General features: G+C 72.1%; 28 protein-coding genes and 3 tRNA genes. 17 read left to right on the top strand and 14 right to left on the bottom strand.

Annotation, left to right across the window (positions count from 1 at the left end; all coding sequences use genetic code 11):
- Positions 1-81 precede the first annotated feature (81 nt).
- The 7 genes from KUM32_RS14430 (at position 82) to KUM32_RS14400 (ending at position 4,179) form a co-directional block, all read left to right on the top strand.
- The gene (locus KUM32_RS14430; RefSeq protein ID WP_217142259.1) at positions 82-633 is read left to right on the top strand and encodes a hypothetical protein; all 552 of its coding nucleotides are present in this window, start codon (positions 82-84) and stop codon (positions 631-633) included.
- Between the two features lie 86 nt (positions 634-719).
- Positions 720-1,205: a nucleoside deaminase gene (locus KUM32_RS14425; RefSeq protein WP_254405548.1), complete on the top strand. Its 486-nt coding sequence runs from the start codon at positions 720-722 to the stop codon at positions 1,203-1,205.
- A gap of 66 nt (positions 1,206-1,271) precedes the next feature.
- Positions 1,272-1,356: transfer RNA gene (locus tag KUM32_RS14420), tRNA-Ser, on the top strand.
- Positions 1,357-1,415: 59 nt separating this feature from the next.
- Positions 1,416-1,619: a hypothetical protein gene (locus KUM32_RS14415; protein ID WP_217142279.1), complete on the top strand. Its 204-nt coding sequence runs from the start codon at positions 1,416-1,418 to the stop codon at positions 1,617-1,619.
- Positions 1,619-1,912, top strand: coding sequence for a Dabb family protein (locus KUM32_RS14410; RefSeq protein ID WP_217142257.1), 294 nt, complete (start codon positions 1,619-1,621; stop codon positions 1,910-1,912). The genes KUM32_RS14415 and KUM32_RS14410 overlap by 1 nt, the downstream gene beginning before the upstream one ends.
- A gap of 168 nt (positions 1,913-2,080) precedes the next feature.
- The gene (locus KUM32_RS14405; protein WP_217142256.1) at positions 2,081-2,950 is read left to right on the top strand and encodes an RNA polymerase sigma factor SigF; all 870 of its coding nucleotides are present in this window, start codon (positions 2,081-2,083) and stop codon (positions 2,948-2,950) included.
- Between the two features lie 290 nt (positions 2,951-3,240).
- Positions 3,241-4,179 (top strand): RNA polymerase sigma factor SigF, encoded by a 939-nt coding sequence (locus tag KUM32_RS14400; protein ID WP_217142255.1) that lies wholly within the window; start codon positions 3,241-3,243, stop codon positions 4,177-4,179.
- Between the two features lie 114 nt (positions 4,180-4,293).
- Here KUM32_RS14400 and KUM32_RS14395 read toward each other — a convergent pair whose 3' ends face one another.
- A complete protein-coding gene (locus tag KUM32_RS14395; protein WP_217142254.1) occupies positions 4,294-4,494 on the bottom strand; it encodes a hypothetical protein in 201 nt (66 codons plus the stop codon).
- Between the two features lie 208 nt (positions 4,495-4,702).
- Between KUM32_RS14395 and KUM32_RS14390 the strand changes: the two genes are divergently transcribed.
- The 3 genes from KUM32_RS14390 (at position 4,703) to KUM32_RS14380 (ending at position 8,772) form a co-directional block, all read left to right on the top strand.
- Positions 4,703-5,212, top strand: a complete 510-nt coding sequence (locus KUM32_RS14390; protein ID WP_217142253.1) for a MarR family winged helix-turn-helix transcriptional regulator — start codon at positions 4,703-4,705, stop codon at positions 5,210-5,212.
- Between the two features lie 13 nt (positions 5,213-5,225).
- Entirely contained in the window at positions 5,226-7,769 is a 2,544-nt protein-coding gene (locus KUM32_RS14385) for an MFS transporter (protein WP_217142252.1), read from the top strand.
- A 181-nt stretch (positions 7,770-7,950) separates the two neighbouring features.
- Positions 7,951-8,772 (top strand): YceI family protein, encoded by an 822-nt coding sequence (locus KUM32_RS14380; protein WP_217142251.1) that lies wholly within the window; start codon positions 7,951-7,953, stop codon positions 8,770-8,772.
- Here KUM32_RS14380 and KUM32_RS14375 read toward each other — a convergent pair.
- Together KUM32_RS14375 and KUM32_RS14370 are read right to left on the bottom strand one after the other, a co-directional pair.
- Positions 8,755-9,471, bottom strand: a complete 717-nt coding sequence (locus KUM32_RS14375; RefSeq protein WP_217142250.1) for a GAF and ANTAR domain-containing protein — start codon at positions 9,469-9,471, stop codon at positions 8,755-8,757. The two genes, KUM32_RS14380 and KUM32_RS14375, sit on opposite strands and share 18 nt — an antisense overlap.
- A gap of 18 nt (positions 9,472-9,489) precedes the next feature.
- Positions 9,490-10,242: an ANTAR domain-containing protein gene (locus tag KUM32_RS14370; RefSeq protein ID WP_217142249.1), complete on the bottom strand. Its 753-nt coding sequence runs from the start codon at positions 10,240-10,242 to the stop codon at positions 9,490-9,492.
- A gap of 214 nt (positions 10,243-10,456) precedes the next feature.
- On the opposite strand from KUM32_RS14370, the gene KUM32_RS14365 reads away from it, so the two are divergent.
- Positions 10,457-10,837, top strand: coding sequence for an STAS domain-containing protein (locus KUM32_RS14365; RefSeq protein WP_217142248.1), 381 nt, complete (start codon positions 10,457-10,459; stop codon positions 10,835-10,837).
- A gap of 201 nt (positions 10,838-11,038) precedes the next feature.
- Here KUM32_RS14365 and KUM32_RS14360 read toward each other — a convergent pair whose 3' ends face one another.
- The 4 genes from KUM32_RS14360 to KUM32_RS14345 all read right to left on the bottom strand — a co-directional run bounded on the left by KUM32_RS14360 (position 11,039) and on the right by KUM32_RS14345 (position 15,782).
- Complete coding sequence (locus KUM32_RS14360) at positions 11,039-12,394, bottom strand: bifunctional glycosyltransferase family 2/GtrA family protein (RefSeq protein ID WP_217142247.1); 1,356 nt, start codon at positions 12,392-12,394, stop codon at positions 11,039-11,041.
- Positions 12,395-12,407: 13 nt separating this feature from the next.
- Positions 12,408-14,024, bottom strand: a complete 1,617-nt coding sequence (locus KUM32_RS14355; RefSeq protein ID WP_217142246.1) for a cell wall metabolism sensor histidine kinase WalK — start codon at positions 14,022-14,024, stop codon at positions 12,408-12,410.
- Complete coding sequence (locus KUM32_RS14350; protein ID WP_254405526.1) at positions 14,021-14,764, bottom strand: response regulator transcription factor; 744 nt, start codon at positions 14,762-14,764, stop codon at positions 14,021-14,023. The genes KUM32_RS14355 and KUM32_RS14350 overlap by 4 nt, the downstream gene beginning before the upstream one ends.
- A 136-nt stretch (positions 14,765-14,900) precedes the next feature.
- Entirely contained in the window at positions 14,901-15,782 is an 882-nt protein-coding gene (locus KUM32_RS14345; protein ID WP_217142245.1) for a DUF2797 domain-containing protein, read from the bottom strand.
- A gap of 81 nt (positions 15,783-15,863) precedes the next feature.
- Here KUM32_RS14345 and KUM32_RS14340 point away from each other — a divergent pair, with 81 nt between their 5' ends.
- Positions 15,864-16,223, top strand: coding sequence for a helix-turn-helix domain-containing protein (locus KUM32_RS14340; protein WP_217142244.1), 360 nt, complete (start codon positions 15,864-15,866; stop codon positions 16,221-16,223).
- A gap of 22 nt (positions 16,224-16,245) precedes the next feature.
- On the opposite strand, the gene KUM32_RS14335 is transcribed toward KUM32_RS14340, so the two are convergent.
- The 4 genes from KUM32_RS14335 to KUM32_RS14320 all read right to left on the bottom strand — a co-directional run bounded on the left by KUM32_RS14335 (position 16,246) and on the right by KUM32_RS14320 (position 19,500).
- Positions 16,246-17,733: a penicillin-binding protein 2 gene (locus KUM32_RS14335; RefSeq protein ID WP_217142243.1), complete on the bottom strand. Its 1,488-nt coding sequence runs from the start codon at positions 17,731-17,733 to the stop codon at positions 16,246-16,248.
- 216 nt (positions 17,734-17,949) lie between these two features.
- Complete coding sequence (locus KUM32_RS14330) at positions 17,950-18,165, bottom strand: hypothetical protein (protein ID WP_217142242.1); 216 nt, start codon at positions 18,163-18,165, stop codon at positions 17,950-17,952.
- Positions 18,166-18,283: 118 nt separating this feature from the next.
- Positions 18,284-18,754, bottom strand: a complete 471-nt coding sequence (locus KUM32_RS14325) for an NUDIX domain-containing protein (RefSeq protein WP_217142241.1) — start codon at positions 18,752-18,754, stop codon at positions 18,284-18,286.
- A 2-nt stretch (positions 18,755-18,756) separates the two neighbouring features.
- The gene (locus KUM32_RS14320; RefSeq protein ID WP_217142240.1) at positions 18,757-19,500 is read right to left on the bottom strand and encodes a helix-turn-helix domain-containing protein; all 744 of its coding nucleotides are present in this window, start codon (positions 19,498-19,500) and stop codon (positions 18,757-18,759) included.
- A 119-nt stretch (positions 19,501-19,619) separates the two neighbouring features.
- Here KUM32_RS14320 and KUM32_RS14315 point away from each other — a divergent pair, with 119 nt between their 5' ends.
- From KUM32_RS14315 to KUM32_RS14305, 3 genes are all read left to right on the top strand, one after another.
- A complete protein-coding gene (locus KUM32_RS14315) occupies positions 19,620-19,850 on the top strand; it encodes a hypothetical protein (RefSeq protein ID WP_217142239.1) in 231 nt (76 codons plus the stop codon).
- Between the two features lie 251 nt (positions 19,851-20,101).
- On the top strand, positions 20,102-20,545 hold the full coding sequence (locus tag KUM32_RS14310; RefSeq protein ID WP_217142238.1) for a hypothetical protein: 444 nt from the start codon (positions 20,102-20,104) through the stop codon (positions 20,543-20,545).
- Positions 20,546-20,620: 75 nt separating this feature from the next.
- Positions 20,621-21,457: a protein kinase gene (locus KUM32_RS14305; protein WP_217142237.1), complete on the top strand. Its 837-nt coding sequence runs from the start codon at positions 20,621-20,623 to the stop codon at positions 21,455-21,457.
- A 272-nt stretch (positions 21,458-21,729) separates the two neighbouring features.
- Here KUM32_RS14305 and KUM32_RS14300 read toward each other — a convergent pair whose 3' ends face one another.
- From KUM32_RS14300 to KUM32_RS14290, 3 genes are all read right to left on the bottom strand, one after another.
- The gene (locus KUM32_RS14300) at positions 21,730-22,146 is read right to left on the bottom strand and encodes a DUF6234 family protein (RefSeq protein WP_217142236.1); all 417 of its coding nucleotides are present in this window, start codon (positions 22,144-22,146) and stop codon (positions 21,730-21,732) included.
- Positions 22,147-22,338: 192 nt separating this feature from the next.
- A tRNA-Arg gene (locus tag KUM32_RS14295) sits at positions 22,339-22,411 on the bottom strand.
- Positions 22,412-22,630: 219 nt separating this feature from the next.
- Positions 22,631-22,721, bottom strand: a tRNA-Ser gene (locus KUM32_RS14290).
- A gap of 172 nt (positions 22,722-22,893) precedes the next feature.
- Between KUM32_RS14290 and KUM32_RS14285 the strand changes: the two genes are divergently transcribed.
- Positions 22,894-23,343, top strand: coding sequence for an SSI family serine proteinase inhibitor (locus KUM32_RS14285; RefSeq protein WP_217142235.1), 450 nt, complete (start codon positions 22,894-22,896; stop codon positions 23,341-23,343).
- 199 nt (positions 23,344-23,542) lie between these two features.
- On the top strand, positions 23,543-26,980 hold a 3,438-nt coding region (locus KUM32_RS14280; protein WP_308408653.1), incomplete at its 3' end, for a PAS domain-containing protein.

The raw sequence follows: 26,980 nt of genomic DNA, 5'->3' as shown, positions 1-26,980 counted from the left end.
CTCGGAGCACCGCTCCCCCGCCCGAAACCTCCGCCGGGGGGATCCCCAACCGGCACGCCTACGACCAGTGGGAGAGTCACGGTGTACTTCGCCGCACTGCTCGCGCGCACCGAAGACGGGTGGGAAGCGAGCGACACGGAGCTCGACGATGTGGAGACCCTGTCGGATCTGGCCGACCTGGCCCGGGAAGCCTCGCCCGACGAGGACACGGTGCTCGTACTGATCGAGCAGGAGGACGCGTGGTTCGGAGTCGTCCGGGTGGACGGCGAGGACGACCCCCGCATCTACGTCTCGGACGCTGCCGCGGCCGCCCGCAGCAGCTACGGCGAGATCCTGCTCACCGACGAACTGCTCGGCCGGGAACCCGGTGACGAGGGCGACGACCTCGACGCCCTCGACCTCGACGGCACGGAGGACGGCGAGTCCGCCGACGACGGTGCCGACGACGCCGACGGCGACGACGCGGCCCCGGCCTCCGGGGAGTCCTCCGTGCCGCGCGGCCCGGTCGGCGACCCGGAGATCCTCGACGACCTCGGCCTGAGCGAGAAGGAGCTGCGCTCGATGTCCGGGGACGCGGTCGGTGAGATCGCGGAGGCGCTGGGCGCCTCCGACGTCCTGGAGACCGTCCGCTGACCGCGCCGACCGAGCAGGGCCGGGACGAGGACCCCGCGGACCGCTCCGTACCGCCCGACCCGGTGCGCGACCGGTGGCGGGCCGCGATGCGGCTCGCCCTGGCCGAGGCCGGGCGGGCCGGGCGGGCCGGGGACGTCCCCGTCGGCGCCGTGGTGCTGGCACCCGACGGCCGGACCGTGCTGGCGGCCGGGCACAACGAGCGCGAGGCCACCGGGGACCCCACGGCGCACGCCGAGGTCCTCGCGATCCGGCGGGCCGCCGCGGCCCTGAGGGATTCAGCGGCACGAAGCGCCTCCGGCAAGGGCGGTGGCGGAAGACGGGGGGGCGAGTGGCGGCTGGCCGGCTGCACGCTCGTCGTCACCCTGGAGCCGTGCACGATGTGCGCGGGCGCCCTCGTGCAGTCCCGCGTGGACCGCGTGGTCTACGGCGCCCGGGACGACAAGGCGGGCGCGGCCGGCTCCCTGTGGGACGTGGTGCGCGACCGGCGGCTCAACCACCGTCCCGAGGTGATCGAGGGCGTGCTCGCCGCGGACTGCTCCCGGTTGCTCACGGACTTCTTCCGCGACCGCTGACGGCCGTCGCCCCGGCGCCCGTCATGGATTTCGAACCACGCCGCACTGTGCTGTAAGGTCTCTCTCGGTAGCGTGTCCGAGCGGCCGAAGGAGCTCGCCTCGAAAGCGAGTGTGGCGCAAGTCACCGAGGGTTCAAATCCCTCCGCTACCGCTCTTGAAGGGCCCCGTCGAAAGACGGGGCCCTTCGTGCGATCATGAGCGACCGAAGGCGTGCTCGACGTGACAGGGGAGGCCGCGGTGGCGGTGAACTCGAAGAAGATCGCCGTCTACGTGCTCGTGGTCTTCGTGCTGTATGTGATCATCACGGATCCGGCGAAGGCCGCCGACTACGTGCAGATAGGCTTCCAGGGCATATCCGACGCGGCGGGAGCCGTCGGCGACTTCATGACCTGGGCCGCCAACGGAGGAAAGTGATGATCCGCCACCTGGTGCTGTTCCGGCTCGACGAGGGCGTGGAGCGCGACGACCCGCGCGTGGTGGAGGGCGTCGAGGCCTTCCGGGCGCTCGGCGACCGCATCGACGAGCTGCGCTTCTGGGAGTGCGCCTGGAACATCAGCGACCGGCCCATCGCCTACGACTTCGCCATCAACTCGGCCGTGGACGACGCCGACGCCCTCAAGCGCTACCTCGACCACCCGGCCCACCAGGCGGGCGTCGCCCTCTGGCGCGAGTTCGCCACCTGGGTGATCGCCGACTACGAGTTCTAGTACGGCCGCGGCCTCCGGCCCCGTACCCACGCGGTGCGGGGCCGGTTCGCGTTCACTCAACACGACGTTTTGCGGTGCTTGCACACAGTGCACATGTCTTGTGATGCTATGACCGCTTTTGACGGATGAGTCAACGGAAGAGTGACGGATCACGAGGTGGAGTTGACCGTGCCGGCCAGTACTGCGCCTCAAGCACCGCCCGCACCGCCCGCCCAGGCCCAGGCCCAGGAGCCGCCCTCGCCGCACCCCGCGCCGGAACCCGCGCCGCAGCGCAGCCGGGGCGCCGACACCCGGGCCCTGACCCAGGTGCTCTTCGGCCAGCTGAAGGAACTGACACCGGGCACGCCGGAGCACGACCGCGTCCGCGCGACGCTCATCGAGGCCAACCTGCCGCTGGTGCGCTACGCCGCCGCCCGCTTCCGCTCCCGCAACGAGCCGATGGAGGACGTCGTCCAGGTCGGCACGATCGGCCTCATCAACGCCATCGACCGCTTCGACCCGGAACGGGGCGTGCAGTTCCCGACGTTCGCGATGCCGACCGTGGTCGGCGAGATCAAACGGTACTTCCGTGACAACGTCCGCACGGTGCACGTCCCGCGGCGGCTGCACGAGCTGTGGGTGCAGGTCAACAGCGCGACCGAGGACCTGACGACCGCCTTCGGGCGCTCCCCGACGACCGCCGAGATCGCCGAACGGCTGCGCATCACCGAGGAGGAGGTGCTGTCCTGCATCGAGGCGGGACGGTCGTACCACGCCACCTCGCTGGAAGCCGCCCAGGAGGGCGACGGACTGCCCGGGCTGCTCGACCGGCTCGGCTACGAGGACCCCGCCCTCGACGGGGTCGAGCACCGCGACCTGGTCCGGCACCTGCTCGTCCAGCTCCCGGAACGGGAACAGCGCATTCTGCTGCTGCGCTACTACAGCAATCTCACCCAGTCACAGATCAGCGCGGAACTCGGCGTCTCCCAGATGCACGTCTCACGGCTACTGGCGCGTAGTTTCCAACGCCTGAGGTCCGCCAACCGGATCGACGCGTAGTCTCGAAGCCGACTCGACGCCGACCCGAAAGCACGATCGAGACGTCACCGGGGAGAGCGAATCGCTCACCAGGGCCGTTGCGGGTGGAATGGGCCTGAAAGGGCATCAGACCCCCTGTTTCCAGGGGGTATTCGCGTCTCGGATGTCGACATGTCACTACAGCGCGTTGCCGACATGTGACATTCTGCCGGAAGCGCGTTTGCCGGAGCCCCGGCTCCGGTATTCAGGTGAAGGCTGCGTTCCCGCCGTGGGTGCGCGCCGCGACCGTCCCGCGACCCAAAGGGGGTGGCATGTCCGCAGACCAGGGCAGCTCGAAGGTGCTCGCGCTCGCGGAGAGCGAGACCGCGCCCGACACGCTCGAGGCACTCGGCCCCATCGACGACGTCCCGGCCGTCGAAGCCGTACCGGCGCTCGACGCCGTTCCGAACCTCGACGCCGTGCCGGCCCAGGCCCTTCCGTCAACGGAGGCCATCGACACCCGCACCCTGTCCCGCTCCCTGTTCCTGCGGCTCGCCGCCCTCGACGAGGACAGCCCGGAGCGTGCCTACGTCCGGGACACCCTGATCGAGCTCAACCTCCCGCTGGTGCGCTACGCCGCCGCCCGCTTCCGCTCGCGCAACGAGCCGATGGAGGACATCGTCCAGGTCGGCACGATCGGCCTGATCAAGGCGATCGACCGCTTCGACTGCGAACGGGGCGTGGAGTTCCCGACGTTCGCCATGCCGACCGTGGTCGGCGAGATCAAGCGGTTCTTCCGGGACACCTCGTGGTCGGTGCGCGTCCCGCGCCGGCTCCAGGAGCTGCGCCTGGCCCTGACGAAGGCCAGCGACGAGCTCTCCCAGAAGCTGGACCGCTCCCCGACGGTCGGCGAGCTGGCCGCCGTGCTGGGCGTGTCCGAGGAGGACGTCGTCGACGGCCTCGCGGTCGGCAACGCCTACACCGCCTCCTCGCTGGACTCCCCGGCCCCGGAGGACGACGGCGGCGAGGGTTCGCTGGCGGACCGCCTGGGCTACGAGGACACGGCCCTGGAGGGCGTGGAGTACCGCGAGTCCCTCAAGCCGCTGCTGGCGAAGCTGCCGCCCCGGGAGCGGCGGATCATCATGCTGCGCTTCTTCGCCAACATGACCCAGTCGCAGATCGGCGAGGAGGTCGGCATCTCGCAGATGCACGTCTCCCGGCTGCTGACGCGCACCCTGTCGCAGCTGCGCGAGGGCCTCATCTCCGACTGAGCCCCGCCCCACGACAGCCCGGCGACCGCCGCGGCCCCTTCGGGGGTACCGCGGCGGTCGCCGTCGTACGGGTCCGTGCCGGTGCCGGCCGCTCGCTCCGGGCGGGCGCCGGTCCTACTTCAGCGCCAGCCAGGCGACGGCCGCGACGATCACCACGGCGGCCACGATGCCGACGATCAGTCCGATGCGGGGCCCGGAGGAGGCGGCGGGGGCCGCCTGCCGGGACTGGGGGGCGCCCTCGTCGACGAACGCGCGGAACATCTGGGTGCTGCCTGCGGGGTCGTAATTGCCCTGAGGGCCCTGGTTGTTAGCCATGGGCCGAGACACTAGCGAATGCACCGGGTGCGGCCCAAGTGCGGGGCTCCCGAGGCCCTTTGCCTCCGCTCACCACCCACCACCTGCGCGTTTACTTTTGCAATACTTGCCTTTGCCAACTTTTTATCCCGCGAGGGCCGTCTTTATTTGCCTGTAGCAACCAACCGATCTTATGGTTGCCCTAAGCAACGAAAACCGGGAGGTGCGCATGGCCGAGAGGGCGCAGTACGAGGAGCTGATCCGTCAGTTCAGCGCCTTCGGTGCCGTGAAACGGGAGATGGGGCGGCTGCTGCCGTCCGACTGTCCCGGCGGATCCGCCGCCGTACTGACGTTGCTGGGCCGCCACGGGGACATGCGCATCAGCAAGCTCGCGGAGCTGCTGGCCGTGGACATGTCGGTGACCAGCCGCCATGTCACCCACGTCGCCGAGCGCGGCTGGATCGAGCGCTCGCCCGACCCCGCGGACAAGCGCTCGCGCATCCTGCGCCTGACGCCGCTGGGCCAGGACCAGCTCGACGAGATCGCCGAGCGGACCACCCAGCTCCTCGCCCACCGGCTGAGTGACTGGACCGACGACGAGGTCGGCCAGCTCTCCCGGCTCATGGCCCGCCTCCGGGCCAGCTTCGACGACTGCCGGGTCCCCGCGGCCCGGCCCCCCGCACCGACCGGGGACGAACAGACCACTCGTACACCCCGTACACCCGCGATCACCACGTAAGTAAAGGAAGTCCATGGCAACGACCACACCAGCCGGTGTGCGGGCTCATGCCAAGCACGGGGGAGGCTCCTCCGGAGACGCTCCGATGTCGCACCGGCAGATCATGGAGGCGCTGTCCGGGCTGCTGCTCGGCATGTTCGCCGCCATCCTGTCCTCGACCATCGTCACCAACGCCCTGCCCGAGATCATCAGTGACCTCGGCGGCGGCCAGAGCGCCTACACCTGGGTCGTCACCGCCTCGCTGCTGGCGATGACCGCCTCCACCCCCCTGTGGGGCAAGCTCGCGGACCTCTTCAGCAAGAAGGCCCTGGTCCAGATAGCCCTCTGCGTCTACGTCCTCGGCTCCCTCGTGGCCGGCCTGGCGCAGAACCCGGCGATGCTGATCAGCGCGCGTGTCATCCAGGGGCTGGGCGCCGGCGGTCTGTCCGCCCTGGCCCAGATCATCATGGCCGCGATGATCTCCCCGCGCGAGCGCGGCCGGTACTCCGGCTACCTCGGCGCCACCTTCGCCGTCGCCACCGTCGGCGGTCCGCTGCTCGGCGGCGTCATCACCGACACCAGCTGGCTCGGCTGGCGCTGGTGCCTCTACGTCGGTGTGCCCTTCGCGCTGATCGCGCTGGTCGTGCTGCAGAAGACGCTCCACCTGCCGGTGGTCAAGCGCAAGGTCAAGGTCGACTGGGCCGGTGCCTTCTTCGTCACCGCGGCCGTCAGCCTGCTGCTGATCTGGGTCACCTTCGCCGACGACAAGTACGACTGGCTGTCCTGGCAGACGGCCGTCATGGTCGGCGGCGCGATCGTCCTGTCGCTGGTCTTCTGCTTCGTCGAGACCAAGGCCAGCGAGCCGATCATCCCGCTGCGCCTGTTCAGGAACCGCACCATCACCCTGGCCTCGCTGGCCTCGCTGTTCGTCGGTATCGCGATGTTCGCGGGCACCGTCTACTTCAGCCAGTACTTCCAGCTGGCCCGGGGCAAGTCCCCGACCATGTCGGGCGTCATGACCATCCCGATGATCGGCGGTCTGTTCGTCTCGTCCACGGTCTCCGGTCAGATCATCACCAAGACCGGTAAGTGGAAGGGCTGGCTGCTGGCCGGCGGCGTGCTGCTGACGGCGGGCCTGGGCCTGCTCGGCACCATGCGCTACGACACCCCGTTCTGGCACATCGCGATCTTCATGGCGCTGATGGGCCTCGGCGTCGGCATGATGATGCAGAACCTCGTGCTGTGCACGCAGAACCAGGTGGCCCCGAGCGACCTGGGTGCGGCCTCCTCCGTCGTGACCTTCTTCCGGTCCCTCGGTGGCGCCGTGGGCGTCTCGGCACTCGGTTCCGTCATGTCGTCCCGGATCAGCCACTACGCCGCGGACACCATCGGCTCGCTCAGCCCGCAGGAGCAGGCGGCGGCCGCCAAGGCCACCGGCGGCGGCTCCATCCCCAAGATGAACCTGCTGCCCCCGGGCATCCGCGAGTGGCTGGAGAGCGCCTACGGGCACGGCATCGCCGACATCTTCCTGTACGTCGCGCCGATCGCCCTGCTCGCCTTCCTGGTGACGCTGTTCATCAAGGAGGTGCCGCTGCGCACCACCGGCGCCCTGGCCCAGGCGGCGGAGTCCACCGCCGAGACCGCCTCCCCGGTGGCCCCGGTCCCGGCCGAGGCCACCCGGACCGCCCCCGAGCCGGTCCCGGCCGGTGTCCCCGCGGCCACGTCCGTCACCGACTCCGGCGCGCAGACCGCCCCGCAGCCGCTCGCCGCGTTCGCCGCGGTGCCCGGCTCCGGTGAGCCGGGGGCGCCCGTCTCCGGTGGCATCCCGGTCCGCGGCTTCGTCCGCGGCGCCGAGTCCGCGCCGGTCCCGCAGGCCGCCGTCACGCTGATCTCGCTGGCGGGCCGGCAACTGGGCCGCTCGGTCGCCCAGGCCGACGGCGCCTACGCCCTCGACGCGCCGGGCGCGGGGTCGTACGTCCTGATCGCCTCCGCCGACGGCTTCCAGCCGCAGGCCTCCACGATCGTGGTGAACGACGAGCCGGTCGCCTACGACGTCCTGCTCAGCGGCACCAGCGGGCTGACCGGCCTGGTCCGGGCCGCCGAGAGCGGACTGCCGGTCAAGGACGCGATGGTGATCGTGACCGATGTGCGCGGTGACCTGCTGGCCACCGCGGCCACCGGTGACCAGGGCGACTTCTCCTTCGCCGAGCTGGTGCCGGGCACGGTGACCGTCGCGGTCAACGCCGCCGGCCACCGGCCGCGTGCCCTGCCCGTCGAGGTCGGCGGCACCGGCGTCACCCGCGTGGAGGTCGACCTCCAGGCCGGGGCGCAGGTCCAGGGCGTCGTGCGGGCACCGCACGGTCCGCTGGCCGACGCCCGCGTCACGCTGGTCGACGCGGCGGGCAACGTGGTCGGCACCGCCACCACCGGGGCGGACGGCGCGTACGCCTTCACCGACCTGGACGCCGGTGAGTACACCGTCATCGCGACCGGCTACCCGCCGGTGGCGACGGCCCTGACGGTCACCGGCCAGGGTGCCGACGGCCACGACATCGAGCTCGCCCACCCCGGCGAGTAGCCGGAACCCGGCCCGTGGCGGCGTGCGCGCTCCGAGTGGAGGCGCGCCCGCCGCCACGGGCCGGTTCTCTTGCGGCCGGCCCTCCTACGGCCGGCTCCCCCCACGACTTCTCATACGACCTCTCAACGACCTCCAACGACCTCTACGACCAATTTCTGAGCCTTTGCAGGGAGAAAACGGGATGGGACTGACCGCGAGGATTCGCACGCGGGACGGATGGGCCGTGTCGCACGCGGTCGTCACGGTGACCGACATGACCGGCACACAGGTACTGCGCGCCGAGACGGACACCGAGGGCACCGTTCGGGACACGACCCCGCTGGCACCCGGGCCGTACACCGTCATCGTCACCGCCGTCGGCTACGCGCCCGCCGCCTCCAGCGCGATCGTCACCGCGAGCGGACGCGCCGAGGTGGGCACCGTGACGCTGGCCCGGCAGGGTGGCACCGAGCTGCCGCCGCCCGGACCGTGGACCGTCGACCCGGCGCACTCCAGCGTGGCCGCCGTCGCCCAGCACCTGGGCATCTCCAGCGTGCACGGCCGGTTCACGGACTTCGCCGGCACCGTCGAGATCGCCCCGGACGACGTCACCAAGTCCCGGGTGGAGGCCGTGATCAAGGCCGCGTCCATCGACACCGGCAACGGCATGCGCGACACCCACCTGCGCTCCGCCGACTTCCTGGACGTCGAGCGGTACCCGGAGATCACCTACCGCTCCACCGGGGTGACCCAGGCCGGCTCCGACCGCTGGACCGTCCACGGCGAACTGGGCCTGCACGGCGTCGTCCGCCCCGTCGACCTGGACCTGGCCTACCTCGGCACCGGCGCCGACCCCTGGGGCGGCACCCGGGCGGCGTTCCGCGCGACCACCGAGCTGCGCCGCGAGGACTTCGCCATGAACTACAACCAGGTCCTCCAGGCCGGCATCGCCGCCATCGGCACCACGCTCCGCGTCGAGCTGGACATCCAGGCGGTCCAGGGGGACTCACTCCCGGCCGCGTGAGGCACCGCCCGACGCCCGGGCCACCAGCTCGTCGCACAGGTCCCGGAGCTTGACGTTGGTGTGCTGGGAGGCCCGGCGCAGCCGTTCCAGGGCGCGCCGGGCGTCGATCCGCTCCCGGGCCATGAGGATGCCGACCGCCTGGTCGATGACGCTGCGGGAGAGCAGGGCGGTGCGCACATCGGCCGCCGAGGCCTGTTGCCGCTCGACGCGCAGGGCCTCGTTCACGACGTCCGCGGCCCGCTCCGCGAAGCGGCGGGCCGCTTCGTGCGTCTCGTCCGGCGCGCCGGGTTCGAGCCCGTAGAGATTGAGCGCGGCGCCCGCCCCGCCCTCGACGGGCAGGGGGAGCGCCAGCACCCGGCGCACGCCGGTGGCCAGCGCGTACCGCGTGTACGCGGGCCAGCGGGTCTCCGTGGCGAGGTCGGGGGCGTACTGCGTGCTTCCCGTCTCCGCGGCGTCCACACAGGGGCCCGAGCCGTTCTCGTACTGCCGCAGGTCCAGGCCGCTGGGCAGGCCGGAGCTGCCCGCCAGGGTCAGCAGGCGGCCGGTCCGGCGCACCGTGACCGAGCAGGCGACGGCCCAGGGCACCTGCGCGACGGCGCGGTCGGTCAGGTCGCGCAGCAGGGTGTCGAGCCCGTGGCTGCGCGCCATGGCCTGGTCGAGTGTGTCCTGGGTCCGGGTCTCCTGGGTCCGCGAGGTCATGTCCCTACGGATGTCCCGTCACCGCTCGCCCACGCCTCGCCCCTGGGAACCGCTGTTCGAGTCGACGACCCGGCGGGCGAGGTCGCGCAGTTTCACGTTCTCCCGCTGCGAGGCCTTCACCAGGGAGTCGAAGGCCCCGGCCGCGTCGATGTCCAGTCGCTCCATGAGGATGCCGGTGGCCTGGCCGATCAGGTCCCGGGTGCGCATGGCCTCGGTGAGCTGCTCGCGCACGGTCGCCGAGTCCAGGGCCAGGCTGACGTGCGCGGTGAACAGCCGGCCGATGCGGGTCGCGTCCTCGTCGAAGGCGCGCGGTTCGCGTGCGTACGCCGTCAGGACGGTCAGGCGGCGCCGGTCGGCGCGCAGCCGCAGCGACAGCGCCGAGCGGAGGCCGAGGTCGGACAGGGGGTTGCCGCCGCCGTCGGCCGCGCTGTCCTCTATCCGCACCACGGGCGTGGTCCACAGGTTCTCCCAGTCCGGGTGCGGCCCGCGGTGGCCGCCGTGCCGGGGCTCGCCGGCGAACCGTACGGCCTCGTCGGTCCAGGCGAGCGTGCGCAGCCGGCTGCCCCGCTGGATCTCCGAGATGTCCGCGTGCTCCGCGCCGGGCACCAGCCGTACCGCCAGCTCGACGGCGGTGTTCAGGGTGTTGTCCGGGGTGCCCGTGGCGTGCAGTTGCCGGGCTGCCGCCGTCAGGGCCTCGGCAAGCTCGAAACCCGCCGCACAACGCGGCACATCAGTGAATTCGGACGCAGTCACCACGAACCTCTTCGGCATGCGCGGCCAGGCGGCCGTGCGCAGGAGAGCTCCGCAGCACATTCCTGACTGCGAGCACAGGACGAACAGCACTTTAGCCGCTTGGTTGCGCGCCGGTGACGTCCGGCCGACGGATCGGGGGGACCTTCCGCACCCCTCGCCCGCGTGGTGGAATGGGGTCGGGTCAGGAAGCGGCCTTGCCGGAAGCCGGACGGACGTCTGCCAGGTGAGTGCCGTGACCTTCCTTCCCCATCCCAGCGAGGCGTGCGAGCCGTGCGACCCACCCGGCCGCGTCGTGCTCGCCCTGCCCCGAGAGATCGACTTCTGCAACGCCACGGGGCTGCTGCCCCTGATCATGACCGCGGTGGACCAACGGTCCGACGGGCTGCGCCTCCTCGTCCTGGACCTGACGGGGACCCGCTTCATGGACTCCCAGGGCGTCCGCCTCCTCGACGAGGTGCGCCGCCGCCTGCCCGGCCGCGCCCGGCTGCGGGTGGTGGCCGCGCCGACGGGTGTGCCGAGCCGCGTCCTGGAACTGTCCGGCCTGCGGCGGGACGTGCCGGTGTACGACAGCCTCCCGGAGGCGCTGCGGCCGGGGAGCGGGGCCGCGGCATAGGCCGGCGAGGGCGGCGCCGGAGCCACCGCCCTCGCCGGGTCACGCGGCGGCCCCGCCACGGTCCGCGCGGCCGTGGCTGCCCGGACGCGGGCGGCGCCGCCGGGGGTGGGCCCCCCGTCCGGCCGTCCGGGGATGGTCCCCACGTCCGGCCGTCCGAGGGACGGGTGTCCCCCGCGTGCGCCGGCCGGTCGTGGTGCGCCGTCATCGTCCGTCCCCCGGCTCGGTGCCGGCGGGTGGCACCGGCCGCAGCCGTACGGTCGCGTCGCTCCAGGCGCGGTGCGGGTCCGGCAGGTGAGGTTCCGGCGCGTACGCCGTGGGCGGCCTGTCCGGGAACACCCAGGCGCGCAGGAGCAGGAAGCGCAGCACGGTGGCGGCGAGGTTGGCGGCGATCAGCACCGCCAGCTCGGTGGAGTGGTCCGGGTCGGCCGCCGCCGCGTTCAGGGCGGCCAGCGATCCGCTGGTCAGGGCGAGGCCGATGCCGAAGACGACCAGCCCCTGCGCCTGGTGCCGCACGGCACCGCCCCGGCCCCGCACCCCGAAGGTCAGCCGCCGGTTGGCGGCGGTGTTGGCGACCGCCGAGACCAGCAGGGCGAGCGCGTTGGCGGGCTGGGAACCGGCGAAGAGGCGGAAGCCGCTGTAGAGCAGCAGGTAGAGGAGGGTGGACAGGACGCCGACGACACAGAAGCCGACGAGCTGCCGGGCCAGCCCCTGCGGGACGTCCGTCAGGTCCCGGTCGCGCGGATCGTCACCGAAGGGCCGGGCCAGCCGGTCCAGCGGCAGCGAACCGGTGGCCAGGGCCTTGCCGACCCGCCACACGCCCCTGAGGTCGTCGGTCGCGGTCGTCACGATGTGCACGGTGGAGTCCGGGTCGTCCACCCAGTCGACCGGCACCTCGTGGATACGTAGCCCGGCGCGCTCGGCGAGCACCAGCATCTCGGTGTCGAAGAACCAGCCGGTGTCCTCCACCAGCGGCAGCAGCACCTGGGCCACGTCCCGGCGGACCGCCTTGAAGCCGCACTGGGCGTCGGAGAAGCGGGCCTGGAGGGAACCGCGCAGGATGAGGTTGTAGGAGCGGGAGATGAACTCCCGCTTGGCACCGCGCACCACCCGTGAGCCGGGGGCGAGACGGGAACCGATCGCGAGGTCCGAGTGACCGGATATCAGCGGGGCCACGAGCGGCAGCAGCGCGTTGAGGTCGGTGGACAGGTCCACGTCCATGTAGGCGAGGACCGGGGCGTCGGAGGCGGACCAGACGGTCCGGAGGGCCCGGCCCCGCCCCTTCTGCTCCAGCCGGAAGGACCTGACCTCCGCGAGTTCCGCGGTCAGTCCCGCCGCCACGTGCGGGGTGGCGTCCGTGGACGCGTTGTCCGCGACCGTGATGCGGAACCCGTACGGGAACGTCCGGGTGAGGTGCTCGTGCAGGCGCAGGACGCACGGCCGCAGGTCCTTCTCCTCGTTGTGGACGGGGATCACCACGTCCAGGACAGGGGTACCGGCTCCTGCGGCCGGGAGGTGCTCCCGCGCCGGCAGGGAGCCGGGAGAAGAGTCGGTTCGCATGGAACGACTCTTCTCAAGCCCCCTGTCGCACCCGTGTGGTGACGCTGTGCCGGGCCTGTGAGTGCGTGCGCGCGTTCCCCGGAGCGGGTTGTGCGAGCCGCGCGGGTTGCACAGGTTGCACAGGTTGCGCGGGCCGCACGGGTTGCGCGGGTTGCGCGGGTTGCGCGGGCAGGCGCACGGTGAACACCGTCCGCCCCGGCACGCTGTCGACCGTCACGCCACCGCCGTGCGCGGCCGTCACGGCGTGCACGATGGCGAGCCCGAGGCCCGTCGAGCCGGTCGCGCGGGAGCGCGCGGAGTCGCCTCGCGCGAACCGTTCGAAGACGTGCGGCAGCAACCGGGCGGGGATGCCCGGCCCGTTGTCCTCGACGTCCACGCACAGCCACGCACCGCTGAACCGCACGCGCGCGGTGACGGTCGTGCCGGGCGGGGTGTGGTTGCGGGCGTTGCCCAGCAGGTTGACCAGCACCTGCTGGAGCCGGGCGGCGTCCGCCGGCACCGGCGCCGGTTCGTCGGGCAGGTCGAGCCGCCAGGTGTGGTCGAGGCCGGCCGCGCGGGCGTCGCTGAGGGCGTCCACGACGAGCGGTACGAGGTCGGTCTGCTCGAACCGCAACGGCCGCCCCGCGTCCAGCCGGGCGAGCAGCAGCAGGTCCTCGACCAGCAGGGTCATCCGACCGGCCTCGGACTCGATCCGGCCCAGGGCGTGCCGGGTGTCGGGACCGATCCGTTCCCCACCCCGGCGGGTGAGTTCGGCGTACCCGCGGATGGAGGCGAGCGGTGTGCGCAGCTCGTGACTGGCGTCGGCGACGAACTGCCGGACCCGCGTCTCGCTCTCCTGCCGTGCGTGCAGCGCTCCGTGCACGTGGTGCAGCATCCGGTTGAGCGCGGCACCGACCCGGCCGACCTCGGTGTGCGGGTCGCACTCGGACTCCGGGACGCGTTCGCTGAGGTTCACCTCGCCCGCGTGCAGGGGGAGTTCGGAGACCCGCGTGGCGGTGGCGGCGACCCTGCGCAGGGGGCGGGTGGCGACCTGGACGATGACGGTCCCGGCGAGACAGGCGGCGACGAGACCGGCGGCGGTGACGCTGGCTTCCACGAGGACCAGGGTGTTGATGGTGCCGGTGACGCCGGAGGCCGGGACGGCGGCGTAGTAGCCGTCGCGGTACTCCACTCGGTAGTCGCCGAGCCCGGGGACCTCGACGCTGTGCGCGTCACCGTCCTGGGGGACGGAGGCCAGCGCGGCGCGTCCCGCCTCGCTCAGGGAGACCGCCGTCGTCCTGCTGACGTCGGTGCTGTCGTCGTCCTCCTTGCCGTACTTGGCGTCGGCGACGACGCCGTCCCGTACCTCGGCGACGATCGTGCCGTGCGGCTGCGGCCCGTGCCTGACGAACTCGTCGAGGTCCATCCGCTGCGGGCCCCCGCCGCCGGCCTTGAACTCGCCCGGCGGTCCGAAGCCGGACACCCGCATCGCGACCTCGTGCAACTGCCCGTCCAGCTGCTCGTACAGGTGCGACCGCAACGCCACCGTCGTCACCGTCCCGATCACCGCGCACACGACGGCGATCAGTGCCACCGACGCGACGACGAGCCGTGTCCGCAGGGTCCGCGGCCGTCGTCGTCCCCGGCTCACGCCGCCGCGGGCTTGATCAGGTAGCCGGCACCGCGCCGGGTGTGGATCATCGGTTCGCGGCCGGCGTCGATCTTCCGGCGCAGGTACGAGATGTACAGCTCGACGACGTTCGCCTGGCCGCCGAAGTCGTAGGACCACACGCGGTCCAGGATCTGCGCCTTGCTCAGCACGCGCCGCGGGTTGCGCATCAAGAAGCGCAGCAGCTCGAACTCCGTGGCGGTGAGGTGGATGCCGTCACCGCCCCGGGTGACCTCGTGGCTGTCCTCGTCGAGGGTGAGGTCACCGACGACGAGTACGGAGTCGGAGCGCCGGTCGGCGGCGCCCGAGCGCCGGATCAGCCCGCGCAGCCGGGCGACGACCTCCTCCAGGCTGAACGGCTTGGTGACGTAGTCGTCCCCGCCGGCGGTCAGCCCGGCGATCCGGTCCTCGACCGCGTCCTTGGCGGTCAGGAACAGCACCGGCACGTCGGGCAGGTCGCGGCGCAGCCGCCCGAGCACGCTCAGCCCGTCCATGTCGGGGAGCATCATGTCCAGCACGACGGCGTCGGGCCGGAACTCCCGCGCGGCCTGCACGGCACCGTGCCCGTCCCCCGCGCTGCGGATCTGCCAGCCCTCGTAGCGCAGGGCCATGGACAGCAACTCGGTGATGGACAGCTCGTCGTCCACCACAAGCACCCGGACGGGGCTCCCGTCCGGCCTCAGCAGTTCGGTGCGCCCCTGGCGCGAGGTCGTCGTGGTCATACCGGACACGATGTCGGGGCGCTCTGAGAGCACTCTTTCCCCGAGCTGTGATTTGTCTGAGAAACCCACAGGGGCCTCTCAGGAACCTCCCCGCGGGTCGGCCACGGGGGAGGCGGCACCGGACACCGAGGCGAGGTCAGAACAGCCCGTCCTGTACTCCGGCCGCTCCTTTGAGCTCCCGCACGGGCACGGCACACGGCTCCCCCTCGGCGGACACCAGCTCCCACCCCGTCATCAACCGCGTGTCGAGGACGACCACCCCGCGCCCGGTCGCCAGGTGCAGGTCCGGCCCGGCGACCGCGACCAGCTCACCACCGATCGCCCCGCCCGCCACCAGCTCGACCACCTCGCCCACGGCGGCCGGCCCACCGTCCGGCTGCCCGAGCCCGAAGACGCGCGCGTGGTCCACCCCGCGGAACGGCTCCGGCGTCAGCGACTCCGGCCAGCCGCCGAGCCCCACCGCCTGCGCGTGCAGCTCCGCGATCTCGGCCGCCCGCTCCGCCTCCGACCGCGGCAGCCCGGCCCGCACCGCGCGCTTGTGGGCGTACGGAATCCGGTCGGGCACGCCGAGGGCGGCCCGCAGCAGCTCCTCGGTCCGCCGCGCGGCCATCAGCGGCCCGCGGCCCAGCCAGCTGAAGCAGACGGCCCCCTGCTCCAGCAGCCGGGCGCTCCCCCGTTCGTCCGCGGTGATCCCCACCTTGACGAGCCCCGGCCCGAACCAGGCCAGGTAGACGCGGTACGGCCGCGGATCGTCCGCGATCGTGTCGGCGGCCACGGAGTGCGCCCGGTCCAGCCGCGCGCACTCCTCGCACCGCGCCCCCGTACTCCGCCCCGGCACGACCGCCCCCACCGGACACCTGTGCCCCCGCGCTCCCACACACGTCCGCGCACCCCCCTCGGCGACCCCGAAGGCCACCCGCTTCCCCCGGGTCAGCGCACTGCGCCGCCCCCCGACCCACGTCAGCACGGGACCGTCCGCCGCCCACCGCAGCCCCGAGCACTTCCATGCCTGTGCCATCCCTGTCGAGCCTAGAGGGCACCACTGACAGTGTCCGGGCGGGCACTGACCTGTGGGTCAGTGCCCGCCCGGACGTACGGTATGGGCATGGCAGAAAGCGAAGCGATGTGCCCCGAGCGCCTGGTCATGGAGCACGTCACCAGCCGCTGGGGCACCCTGGCCCTGATCGCGCTGCTGGACCGCTCGTACCGCTTCAGCGAGCTGCGCCGGGAGATCGGCCGGGTCAGCGAGAAGATGCTGGCCCAGACCCTGCAGACCCTGGAGCGCGACGGCCTGGTCCACCGGGACGCCAAGCCCGTGATCCCGCCGCGCGTGGACTACTCCCTCACCGACCTCGGCCGGGAGGCGGCCGAGCAGGTCCGGGACCTCGCGCGGTGGACGGAGCGGCGGGCGGCGGCGGTCGAGAGGGCCCGCGAGGCGTACGACGCGACGAGGGCGTGACGCACCGCCACCCGCGGCGGCGTCACTGCTTCAGGACCGCCTCCATGACCTTCTTGGCGATGGGCGCGCCGAGACCGCCACCGGAGATGTCCTCACGGGAGATGTCCATGTCGGTCGGGTCGATGAAGACCGCCACCGCGACGGAGGACCCGTCTTCCTTCTTGCCGTAGGAGACGAACCAGCCGTACGGCACCTCGTCGGCCACGTTGACACCGCGCTGCGCGGTACCGGTCTTGCCGCCGACCGTGATGCCGCCGATCTGGGCGCGGCGGGCGCTGCCCTCCTTGGCGGTGAACTCCATCATCTCCTGGACCTTCTGCGCGGTCTCGGCGGAGACCGCCTCGCTCATCACCTTGGGTTCGGCCTTCTCCAGGGTGCCGAGGTCCGGGCCCTTGACCTCGTCGACGATGTAGGGCTGCATCAGCTTGCCGTCGTTGGCCAGCGCCGCGGTGACCATGGCCATCTGCATCGGCGTGCTGGTGAGGCTGCCCTGTCCCATGCCGGTGAGCGCGGTGCCCGGCTTGTCGAGGTCCTCGGGGTAGAGGCTCTTGGTGGCGAGCAGGTCGCCGAAGTCGTCGGAGTAGACGTCCTCGTTGAAGCCGAACTTCTCGGCCGTCTCGCGCATCTTCTCCTGGCCGAGCTTGGAGGCGGCGTCGAGGAAGACGTTGTTGCACGAGTGCTGCATCGCGACCTTCATCGAGGCCCGGCCGCAGACCGCGTCACCGGCCTCACTGCCGATCTTGTTGCGGGACTGCGGCAGCGGGTACGGAGAGACGGCGTCCGTACGGGCGTCGATGTCGGTGACGACCCTGTTCTCCAGAGCGGCGGCCGCGGTGAGGATCTTGAAGGTGGAGCCCGGCGGGTAGGTCTCGCGCAGCGCGCGGTTGGCCAGCGGCTTGTTCTTCTGCTTGTCGAGCGCCACGAACCGGTCGGACTCCTTGAAGGTGCTGCCCGCGAACGTCGACGGGTCGTAGGAGGGCGCCGAGACCATCGCCAGCACCTTCCCCGTCCGGGGGTCCAGGGCGACCACGGCCCCCCGCGCGCCCTTCAGGTCGGTCAGCCCGTCCCAGGCGGCCTTCTGCGCCTTCGGGTCGATGGTGGTGACCACCGAGCCGGCGCGCCGGCCCTCACCGCTGACGACGTCGGCGAAGCGCTGGAAGGCCAGCCGGTCGTCCTTGCCGGTCAGGATGCCGTCGTAGGTCTTCTCCAGCAGCGTCATGCCCTGGGCCTGCGACGCGTACCCCGTCACCGGCGCGTACATCGGCCCGTCGGTGTAGGTGCGCTTGTACTTGAGGTCGGTGCCCTTCACCTCGGTGGAGCCGGTGATGGCCCGGCCGCCGACGACGATGTCTCCGCGCGGGGTGGCGAACTGCTCGATCTGCACCCGCCGGTTCTTCGTGTCGGAGGCGAGCTCCGGGGCCCGGACGTACTGGAGCCAGTTCGCGCGGATCAACAGGCCGAGCACGAGCAGCCCACAGAAGATCGCCACGGCCCTCAGTGGCTTGTTCACCGGACGCCTCCGTCGTGGCTCGCCCGGATGGATATGGAGATCCGTCGTCGCAACATGCGCTCACCCTAGACACAGTGGCCGACCGCGATCACCCCGGCGCCGGAAAGCCGCAGGCCCCGTCGGTCTCTGACGCTTCCATCATGATGCCGGTACCGTGCCCGCCGACCGCCCGGGGGATGCGCCCACGGCATTCCCCGCACCCGGCGGCGCACCGGGTCAGCTGTAGACGTCCCGTCCGGGCGCGCACAGCGGGTCCTTCCGGGCCGCGTCGAGACGGACGAAGGTCGCGACCTCGCCGCCGTTGACCTGGATCACCCAGCAGAGCCGGTAGTGCCGCCGCAGGACCTCCCGCTTGGCGATCTCCGCAGGGCTGGCGTCCACCGGCTGCCCGGGACGGTCGCGGAGCACGTTGATCTCACGGTGCCGGAGCATGCGCCGCCGGATCGCGTCCGTACGCTGCTCGGAATTCCATGTTTCGCAGCCCCAACGACTTGGAGGGTGAGTTGTGAGTCGCCTCCACCAGAGCTGCCGTTCACCGCGTTCTACGGGGTCAGCCGAGGTAGGGCCGATCACGGTGCTCCAGGAAGTGACGGATCCGGAGCCGCTGCGTGTGGTGCATCGGCAGTTGAGTTATCTCTTCCGGCTGGACGAACCGCAGCTCCGTGGACTCGTCCGAGATCGCGAGCCGGCCCCCGACCACGCGGGCGGTGAAGCAGACGTTGAACTGCCTGCGCACCTCACCGTCCGAGTAGGCGATGACGTGGCGAGGGTCGGTGTACGTGCCCACGAGCCCGGTGATCTCTACGTCCAGGCCCGTTTCCTCCTTCACCTCGCGGACGGCCGTTCCCGGGAGTGAGTCAGTCATCTCCATGCCGCCACCAGGGAGCGCCCAAAGGTCGTTGTCCCGTCGGCGCTGGAGGAGCACGCGCCCTTCGTCGTCGGTAACCACGGCGGACGCGGCGACCACCAAGCTGTTCGGCTCAGGTGCCGCCGGGTCGTCGTAGTACTCGGTCCGTGCCATGATCACCCTTCGCTTACCGGCGTCGCGGTCTCCCAGACCGCGTCGAAGCTGCTCGCGTAGGTGTCGAACATGCCGCCCTCTCCACTGCGCCGCAGATGCCACACGGGAGCGCCGTAGGCGTTCACGCCCCAGACATGGGCATTGACCATTGCCTGGTCATCCGCACGGTAGATCGAGTTGTAGAGCGTGGTGGCATGGGTCCGTACCTCAATGCCAGGTACCCCAGTCAGGGGGCGGTAGTGCATGAGGGCGAGTCGACAGCGGGACTCGATCCCGTGGCCGAACCTCTCCTCCTTGCCGCGCTGTTGCACATTCGTGCTGTCCGGGTCGCCGATCGCGATACGGACCACACACCCGTCGGAAGCTCGCTCTCGCAGCAAGTCGTTGAGCCGCGGGTACGCCTCGTGCAGGAAGACGGCCGCGTACACCAACACGTCGATGCGCTCGCGGGCTTGGGTCAGCATGTCCACAAAGGTGGACACGGGGATGTCCGCCCGCTGGTCGTAGAGAGCCACAAGTTCCGGACTGACAGCGCGGGCGGGGCGTGCCTGCCGGAGCGCGGGCCATAGAGCGTGCACGTCTTCTCCTAGTGTTTCCGCTGCCAGCATGGCCGTGGCACGGCGCGGCGTACGCCCTAGGTTGGCCCATCGTTCAACGGACTTGGGATCGACTTCGACCTTGTCCGCAAGGGCGGCATACGTCCAGCCGCCGGCCGCCATGGCAGCACGTAACCTCTCGTTCGGCATCTCAATCTCTCCTAACACCCGGGGACGGCACCAGGGACGTTCTACCCGACGCGGGACGTCCCGAAGTGGGGTTTGTCGGAGGTTCCGACGTCCTGATGAGTGGCCGGATCCTCGTCCGCATGGCGAGCAACCAGCAGACCAGACCAGGCATCGGTGAATTGGCGAAGGACACCGCCAGGGGACGTATCGGTGTCGTCATGGGCGACGTCGGCGGCCGTGTGCGGATACGGCCGATCCGCGGCGGCACGGAATGGGATGCCATGCCGGACCACGTCGTGACGCCGAGTGCGCGGGAGGAACTGAGCGCACGTCTGGCCATCCGGAACGCCAACACTCGGGATGGGCTGTGATGCGCGCCATCGGCCGGTATGCGGGAGTCCTGTTCATCGTCATGATCAGCGGGTCGTGCGGCCTGGTGATCGGCATGGCTCTCGCCGTCGGCCAGTAGACCGGCCGCCCCGAACGGGTGCCAGCTCCCCGGCTCCCCGTCCCCGTTCGGGGCCGGCCTTCCAAGCCCGCCTTCTGGTCGTCCTTGAGCCGTGGCTCAGCGACCGATGCGGGAGGCAAGTGCCACGTACCGCCACAGACAAGGAGTACTCGCATGACGGCAACGGCGAACGACCAGAGGACCGGCCGCGCGGTGGCTGGTGAGGAGTTGTTCGAAAGCCTCGCCCACTTCGTGGTCGTCCACAACGGGCAGTCGCCCGAGCGTGCCCAGCGGATCGCGGACCAGGCCGTGGCCTTCTTGGTCACCGCTGCCACCGCCACCGTTCCCATGGTCCCGTCGGACGACGTGGACCTCGGGCTGCACGCGCTCATCCTGCACACGAAGGAGTACGCGTCCCTGTGCGAGCGGTACGCGGGCCGCTTCCTGCACCACAACCCTGCGCCGGGCGGCGGGGCCCGTGACCCGGAGAAGGTTGCCGCCTCCGCGCGCGCCATGAAGGCGGCCGGGTTCATGGTCTTCGACGACCTGTGGACCGTGGACGGCACCAACCTCGCGCAGTGCGACTCGGACTGCGGCCAGCCGTACGGTCAGGCGTAGCACACGACAGCAGCGACGCGGCCGACCACGAGTCGTGGCCGGCCGCGTTCGCCGGAACCGGAAGGAGAAGAGGCGTTGTCCGGGGCATCCCCTGAACTGCCGATCGTGGTGCTCGACGCCCTCATGCCCACGGCTCAGCGCCTGGTGGTGGACCGCCGGGGCTCCACGGTCTGGGACGTGGAGAGCCACCGGGGTCACTACGCCGTGAAGCTCGGCCATCCGATCGAGGCCACGGCCGACTGGCCCGCCCAGCCCTGGACCGCGCTCGCACCCGCACGCGAGGGGGCCGTGCTGCATCGCCTCGGTTTGGACGACTTGGCGTACGGCGAGTGGGAGCGCGGAACGTGGAACCTCCAGCCGTGGCACGAGGGGCCGAACCTCTACCGACTGTGGGAGCCCTGCCGCGCGAAGGACTCACCCGTCGAGCCGCACACCGGCGTCGCACTGGGCTGTGTCGAAGCGCTGGCCGAACTTCACGCCAAGGGCTGGGCACACGGTGACGTACAGCCCGCCCACTTCATCATCGGGCCGGAGCGGACGCACCTCATCGACCTCGCTCTTGCCCGGGGCGGGCACGTACCCGAGGGGTACGACTTCCCGTTCCGCGGCTGCCTCGTCCACTACGAGGCTCCGGAGATCGCCCGCAGCGTGCTCGCGACTGGAGAGGCCGAACCCACACAGGAAGCCGACATCTACGGACTCGGCGCGTCTCTCCTCATCTCCGCCACCGGGTGGCGAGCCATGGAGTATCCGGACGACGCTCCGCGCCCCGTCCAGAGAGAGGCAGTGGCGAACGGCAAGCGCCGACCTGTGAAGGCTCCCGGTCCGCTGGGCGAGCTGATCGACGCGATGCTCAGCCATACCCCACAGGACCGGCCAACCATCTACGAGGTGGGCAAAGCCCTGAGCTGACTCGAGTCGGACAGTTGGAGCCAGGAAGCAACGCGACCAGCGTCAGGGCCGGCGGAGCGGTGCGAAGACAAGGAGCGGCCGGAGCACAAGCGGCGCTGCGGCGGGCCGCATCGGCCTCCGGCGCGGTGAGCTGCTGGGCCTGCGCTGGTCGGGCGTAGGCCTTCACAACAGAGTCCTCACCGTCCGGCAGGCCCCGCAGCGGGGTCGGCGGCGAACATGATGCGCCGAGGGCGGGGGGATGGCGGCGGCACGGCTGAAGCCCGCGTAGCCGTCTAGCCTTGATCCGTGCAGCCCACCGCTGACGGTATATCGCGGCATCGCTGATCTTGGTGGGACTGAACCTCAACGCCACCGAAGACAACGATGCAGATCAGGACAGCCATGACGGCTTGGGTGACTACCGTCACGACCGACCTGGCCCATGCAGCTATCGCGGCTGCCACGATGGCGAGGGCTCCGACTCCGCCGACGGCAGCAAGGTAGTTCCACAAGGGGTCGGTCGTGACGCTCTTCGCTGGGTCGAGGTTGAACCCGGACAGGAACCAGAGTCCGAAGATCACCACAAGGATGATCAGCTCCAGGAACACAAGACCACACCCGGCTCCGATATCGGCACCACGGTCTGCACGGCGCCGCTGTCCGTGGCCAGTAGTGGCATCGAAGGCCGGCGGGGCAGCGGGCAGGTTCATACTCGCCACCATGCTCGCCTCTGCGAGGCTGGCGCATGAGTACGACTGCTCAGCTCCGCATCGGGTGAATCGAGAGATCCGCCCGAGCCGAGCCGGCTCCCCACCCGCGTCTGAGACGGTTACCGGCAAACACTGCCGTCAAGCCAAAGCCAGAGGCCCTGTGGATCACTCCACAGGGCCTCTGGTCTGCTGTGCACTCGGCAGGATTCGAACCTGCAACCTTCTGATCCGTAGTCAGATGCTCTATCCGTTAAGCTACGAGTGCTTGTGTTCTTCAGTTTTCCCGCCGCTCCCGGTCCTTTCGGCCCGCTCGCGGCGACAGGAAGAACATTACATGACTGCCGCCGTCATGTGAAATCCATTGGCCACACCCCTTGTGACCTGCGGAAATGCCACCCAGGCCGCTCGGGGGCGCCCCTCGCGTGCGTCCGTGCCCCGACAACACCGAAGCCCCGGCCGTGGGGCCGGGGCTTCGGTGATCGTGCGGAGGCGGAGGGATTTGAACCCTCGATGGGCTTTAAGACCCAAACCGCATTAGCAGTGCGGCGCCATAGACCGGACTAGGCGACGCCTCCAGACAACATCACCCCTCGCGTGCGAGCGCGAGTGGCGCGTGCCGATGATGACACAGTCGAGCGCGCTGTCACCAATCGACCCCTACGGTACTAGGCGGGCGGGCCGCAGGGCAAAGACGTTGCGGCGCGGCCGGTCGCGCAACGTCCGGCGGGCCGGCGCGTTAGTCAGGGCATGTCGAAAGTCACCCGCCTCACCGCCGCCCGCCTCCTCGGCGCCGCCGCCCTGTCCCTCGCCGCCCTCGTCCCCCTGCCCGCCGCGCACCCCGCGGCGGCCGCCTCGGGCGGTGACCACCTGACCGTCACCGTCCGGGACGCCGGCGCGGACGCGGACGGGACGTACGAGCTGTACTGCAACCCCGACGGCGGCAGCCACCCCGACCCGGCCGGCGCCTGTGCCGCCGTCGAACGCGACACGCAGTGGGGACAGGACCCCTTCGCGCCGGCCCCGAAGGGCGGCGTCTGCACCATGCAGTACGGCGGACCCGCCACCGCCCGGGTCACCGGCACCTGGGCCGGACGCCCCGTCGACACCACGTACGACCGCCGCGACGGCTGTGCGATCTCCCGCTGGGACCGCATGGTGCCGCTGCTGCCCGCGTTGGGGTCGGCGGGGCGGTCGTAGCCCGTCTCGTGCGCCTCCCGCGGGCGGCGCACGAGCACCCGGTCACACGTTCTGCGTCACTTCGTCGGACGACCTCCGCCCCATCCCACCCCGCCGGCCGGGCCCCAACCCTTAGACTCCCCCGCGTGACACTGCTGCGGGCCGGTTGGCAAGATGGTCCAGGCGTTCGGCAAGTGCGGTAACAGGAGGGAAGCGTCTCGTGAGCAGCAGGCCATCCCGAGGCGCTGCTCGCCTCGCAGCCATACTGGACGCCCTGCCCGACGCGTTGGTCCTGGTCAACGCCAACGGCACCGTCGTCAACGCGAACACCATCGCGCTGGAGGCCTTCGAGGCCCCGGGCACCGCGCTGGTCGGACGCGGGCTGCTGGACCTGCTGCCGCAGTTCGACTCGCGGCTCATCCCCGGGTCCATGCGGCGGCCCGACCACGTCGACCCCCGGGCGCGCACCAAGCCGACACGGATGGTCGCCCGGCGCACCGACGGGACCGAGTTCCCGGTCGAGGTCACCAGCGCCAACCTGGAGAACGGCCAGCAGGCCTACGACAGCTACGGCTACACCGGCGACGAGCTGCTGATGCTGGTCGTCCGCGACCTCTCCGGCACCGTCGACACCGAGGCCGAACTGGCCCGCTCGCAGCGGCAGACCGAGATGATCCTGCGGGCCGCCTCCGAGGGCGTCGTCGGCACCGACACCGACGGGCGGATCGTCCTCGTCAACCCGGCCGCCGCCCAGATCCTGGGCTACCGGGCCAGCGACCTCGGCGGCCGTGAGCTGCACACCCTCGTCCTGCACTCGCGGGCCGACGGCTCGCCCTTCCCGTACGACGAGTCCCCGCTCGCCGACACCCTGCGCTCCGGGCGCAAGCACCGGGTGCGCGGGCAGGTGGTGTTCACCAAGAGCGGCGACCAGGTGCCGGTCGACCTGACGACCGCGCCCGTGCGCGACGGCGACCAGCTCGTCGGCGCCGTGCTGACCTTCACCGACCGGCGGCCGTTCGACGCGCTCGCCAAGGAGCGGGAGGACGCGGAGAAGCGGCACGCCGAGGAGCTGGAGCGGCTCGCCGAGGAACACGCCTCCGAACTCACGGCGTTGCGCCGGCAGCACGTGACCGAGCTGGAGGAGCTGCGGGAGCAGCACGCGGAGGAGACCGCCGCGGACGCCGACCGCTACGCCGCGCTCGGTGAGCGGGAGAAGGACCGGTACGAGGCGATCGCCGCCCGGCACGAACAGCTGCTCACCCTCCTCGGCGACTCCCTGCGCGGGCCCCTGGAGGAGCTGCGCCAGGAGCTGGCCGCACTGGCCGCGGACGACGCCGGGCAGCTGTGGCCCGAGGCCAACCAGGTGCTGCACCACCTGTCGGCCGGTTACTCCCGCATCACCACGCTCATCGACAACGTCCTCGGCTACCAGCGCCTCGACGACGGCACGGAGAGCGTCGCCCGTACGAAGGTGATGCTCGACGCCGTCGTCGCCGCCGGTGTCGACGGGGCCGTCGAGCTGATCGGTCCGGGGCGGATCCAGTTCGCCGTCCACGCGCCGCCCATCGAGGCCGAGGTGGACCCCCGGCTGCTGGCCACCGCGCTCGCGCATCTCGTCGCGGACGTGGCGGGCGTCGACGCCACCGGCAACTCGCCCGTGTCGGCGACGGGCGGATACCTGGACAACACCGTCGTGGTGGCGGCGGCGCAGCGCGGCGCGGTCGTACGCATCGAGGTACGCGGGCCGTACGCCGGAGGCGACCCGGTGCACGAGCCGATCGTGCGCGGGATCGTCCGGGCGCACGGTGGCGTGCTGCAGACGCACGAGGTGCCGGGCATGAGCGGCAGCGCGTACGTGCTGGAGGTGCCGATCGGCGGTGGGGCGGGGGCCGTCGCGGCCCAGGCCCCGGCCCCGGTCCCGGCTGCCGCCCTCCCCCCGGCCACCGGGGCCGACAGCGGCGCGGACGCCGCCCCGGGCGTGGGCGACGCGCTCGCCGTTCAGGAGCCGGCCCCCGGCGGCGGGCGGCGGCGTGCCCGGCGGGTGTCCGTCGACGCGTTCCTGGAGAGCGAGGTCGCGGGCGCGGCCGGCGCGGCGGGGACGGACGCCGACGGGGCCTCCGGTCCCGAGGGCGAGGGTGAGGGCGTCGCGCCGACCGGGCGGCGCAGGCGGCGTGCGGCTCAGCTCCAGGCTCAGGGCGCCCCGGAAGAGGCGCGGGGGGCGGGTCCGCTTCCGGTTCCCGCGCAGGCGGCGCCGGGCGAGGGGTCCGGTGGCACCGGTCGTCGGCGCGGGCGCCCCGAGGACGACGCGGAGGCCGCCGACGCGGGCGTACCCCAGGGAGCGGGCGCCGGGGTCTCCGAGGGCGCCGTCGTCATGTCCGGCGAGAACTCCGGCGGTGCCGCGGCCTCCCACACCGGGCTGGGCGGGACCGTGCCGCCGCAGGGCGTGCCCGCGCCGACCGGGCGCCGTGCCCGGCGGGACGGCGGGGAACAGCACGCGCTGCCCCCGGCGCTGCCCACGCAGGCCGGCGAGGCGGACCCGGCCGACGCGTCCCGGCCGACCGGGCGCCGGCGGCGCGCCCTGGCCTCCGCGAACGAGCGTGCCGCCGCGCAGGAAGCGGCTCCGCGTCAGGTGTTCGCGCTGCCGCCCGCCGACGCGGACCGGCCGTCCGACGAGGCGGCGGAAACCCACGGGACCACCGGGGCCACCGGGACCACCGGGGCCGTGGCTCCCACGGCTCCCACGGCACGGGCCCAGGTACCCGGGCCTGCCGTTTCCGGGGATGCCCTGCTCGACGACGGCCGGCACGACGCCGTGCCGCACGACCAGGCCGACGACCACACCCCGCCGCAGCCGCACCCGGCGGAGGCACCCACGGGACGCCGCCGCCGAGCCGGGGCGCCCCAGCCGACCGAAGCGGTGCCCGACCCTGCGCCTGCCCCCGCGCCCGGTCCGGGGGTTGCGGGGCAGGGCGCTCCCGCGCAGGAGGTTCCGGTGCCGGGGGCTCCGGTGCCGGGGGTTCTGGTGCCGGGGGCTCCGGGACAAGGCGGGGCGGTGCCGGGTGGTTCGATGCCGGGCGTTCCCGTCCAGGGAGCTCCCGGGCAGGGCGCTCCCGCGCAAGGGGGCTCGACACCTGGGACTCCGGGACAAACCGGCCCCGTACCGGGCAGCCCGATGCCGGGCGTTCCCGTCCAGGGAGCTCCCGGGCAGGGCGCTCCCGCGCAAGGGGGCTCGACGCCAGGAACCCCGGGGCAGGCCGGGCCCGTGCAAGGTGACGGCCCGACGCCGGGCGCTCCGGCACCGGGCGCCCCCGTGCCGGCGCACGGCACCGTGGGGCAGGGCGTCCCCCTTCCCCCGCAGCCCCCCGCCGGCCAAGGCGACCCCGCACACAACACCGCCGCCCAAGGCGCACCCGCCCCCGCGCACAACACCGCCGGCCAGGGCGTACCCCTCCCCGCACAGCCCGCCGTAGGCCACGGTGCCCCCGTGCCCGCCCAGGGCACCGCGGGCCAAGGCGTGCCCCTTCCCGCCCAGCCCGCCGCCCCGGGCGTGCCCGCTCCGGGGGCCGCACCCGCGCGGCCCGTCGTTCAGGGCGGGGCACCCCGGCCCGCCGAGACCGCCGGGCCCGGCGGCACCGCGTCGCCGGCGACCGCGGGGCAG

Source organism: Streptomyces sp. AC627_RSS907 (assembly GCF_019049165.1).
This window is presented reverse-complemented; position numbering and strand designations above follow the sequence as displayed.

What these genes read in the sequence shown, in the direction of transcription:
- KUM32_RS14425 (WP_254405548.1), top strand. Translation starts at nt 720, where the DNA reads ATGCGGCTCGCCCTGGCCGAGGCCGGGCGGGCCGGGCGGGCCGGGGAC.
- KUM32_RS14410 (WP_217142257.1), top strand. Translation starts at nt 1,619, where the DNA reads ATGATCCGCCACCTGGTGCTGTTCCGGCTCGACGAGGGCGTGGAGCGC.
- KUM32_RS14400 (WP_217142255.1), top strand. Translation starts at nt 3,241, where the DNA reads ATGTCCGCAGACCAGGGCAGCTCGAAGGTGCTCGCGCTCGCGGAGAGC.
- KUM32_RS14395 (WP_217142254.1), bottom strand. Translation starts at nt 4,494, where the DNA reads ATGGCTAACAACCAGGGCCCTCAGGGCAATTACGACCCCGCAGGCAGC.
- KUM32_RS14390 (WP_217142253.1), top strand. Translation starts at nt 4,703, where the DNA reads ATGGCCGAGAGGGCGCAGTACGAGGAGCTGATCCGTCAGTTCAGCGCC.
- KUM32_RS14385 (WP_217142252.1), top strand. Translation starts at nt 5,226, where the DNA reads ATGGCAACGACCACACCAGCCGGTGTGCGGGCTCATGCCAAGCACGGG.
- KUM32_RS14380 (WP_217142251.1), top strand. Translation starts at nt 7,951, where the DNA reads ATGGGACTGACCGCGAGGATTCGCACGCGGGACGGATGGGCCGTGTCG.
- KUM32_RS14375 (WP_217142250.1), bottom strand. Translation starts at nt 9,471, where the DNA reads ATGACCTCGCGGACCCAGGAGACCCGGACCCAGGACACACTCGACCAG.
- KUM32_RS14370 (WP_217142249.1), bottom strand. Translation starts at nt 10,242, where the DNA reads ATGCCGAAGAGGTTCGTGGTGACTGCGTCCGAATTCACTGATGTGCCG.
- KUM32_RS14360 (WP_217142247.1), bottom strand. Translation starts at nt 12,394, where the DNA reads ATGCGAACCGACTCTTCTCCCGGCTCCCTGCCGGCGCGGGAGCACCTC.
- KUM32_RS14350 (WP_254405526.1), bottom strand. Translation starts at nt 14,764, where the DNA reads ATGACCACGACGACCTCGCGCCAGGGGCGCACCGAACTGCTGAGGCCG.
- KUM32_RS14345 (WP_217142245.1), bottom strand. Translation starts at nt 15,782, where the DNA reads ATGGCACAGGCATGGAAGTGCTCGGGGCTGCGGTGGGCGGCGGACGGT.
- KUM32_RS14340 (WP_217142244.1), top strand. Translation starts at nt 15,864, where the DNA reads ATGGGCATGGCAGAAAGCGAAGCGATGTGCCCCGAGCGCCTGGTCATG.
- KUM32_RS14330 (WP_217142242.1), bottom strand. Translation starts at nt 18,165, where the DNA reads ATGCTCCGGCACCGTGAGATCAACGTGCTCCGCGACCGTCCCGGGCAG.
- KUM32_RS14325 (WP_217142241.1), bottom strand. Translation starts at nt 18,754, where the DNA reads ATGGCACGGACCGAGTACTACGACGACCCGGCGGCACCTGAGCCGAAC.
- KUM32_RS14320 (WP_217142240.1), bottom strand. Translation starts at nt 19,500, where the DNA reads ATGCCGAACGAGAGGTTACGTGCTGCCATGGCGGCCGGCGGCTGGACG.
- KUM32_RS14315 (WP_217142239.1), top strand. Translation starts at nt 19,620, where the DNA reads ATGGCGAGCAACCAGCAGACCAGACCAGGCATCGGTGAATTGGCGAAG.
- KUM32_RS14310 (WP_217142238.1), top strand. Translation starts at nt 20,102, where the DNA reads ATGACGGCAACGGCGAACGACCAGAGGACCGGCCGCGCGGTGGCTGGT.
- KUM32_RS14300 (WP_217142236.1), bottom strand. Translation starts at nt 22,146, where the DNA reads ATGAACCTGCCCGCTGCCCCGCCGGCCTTCGATGCCACTACTGGCCAC.
- KUM32_RS14285 (WP_217142235.1), top strand. Translation starts at nt 22,894, where the DNA reads ATGTCGAAAGTCACCCGCCTCACCGCCGCCCGCCTCCTCGGCGCCGCC.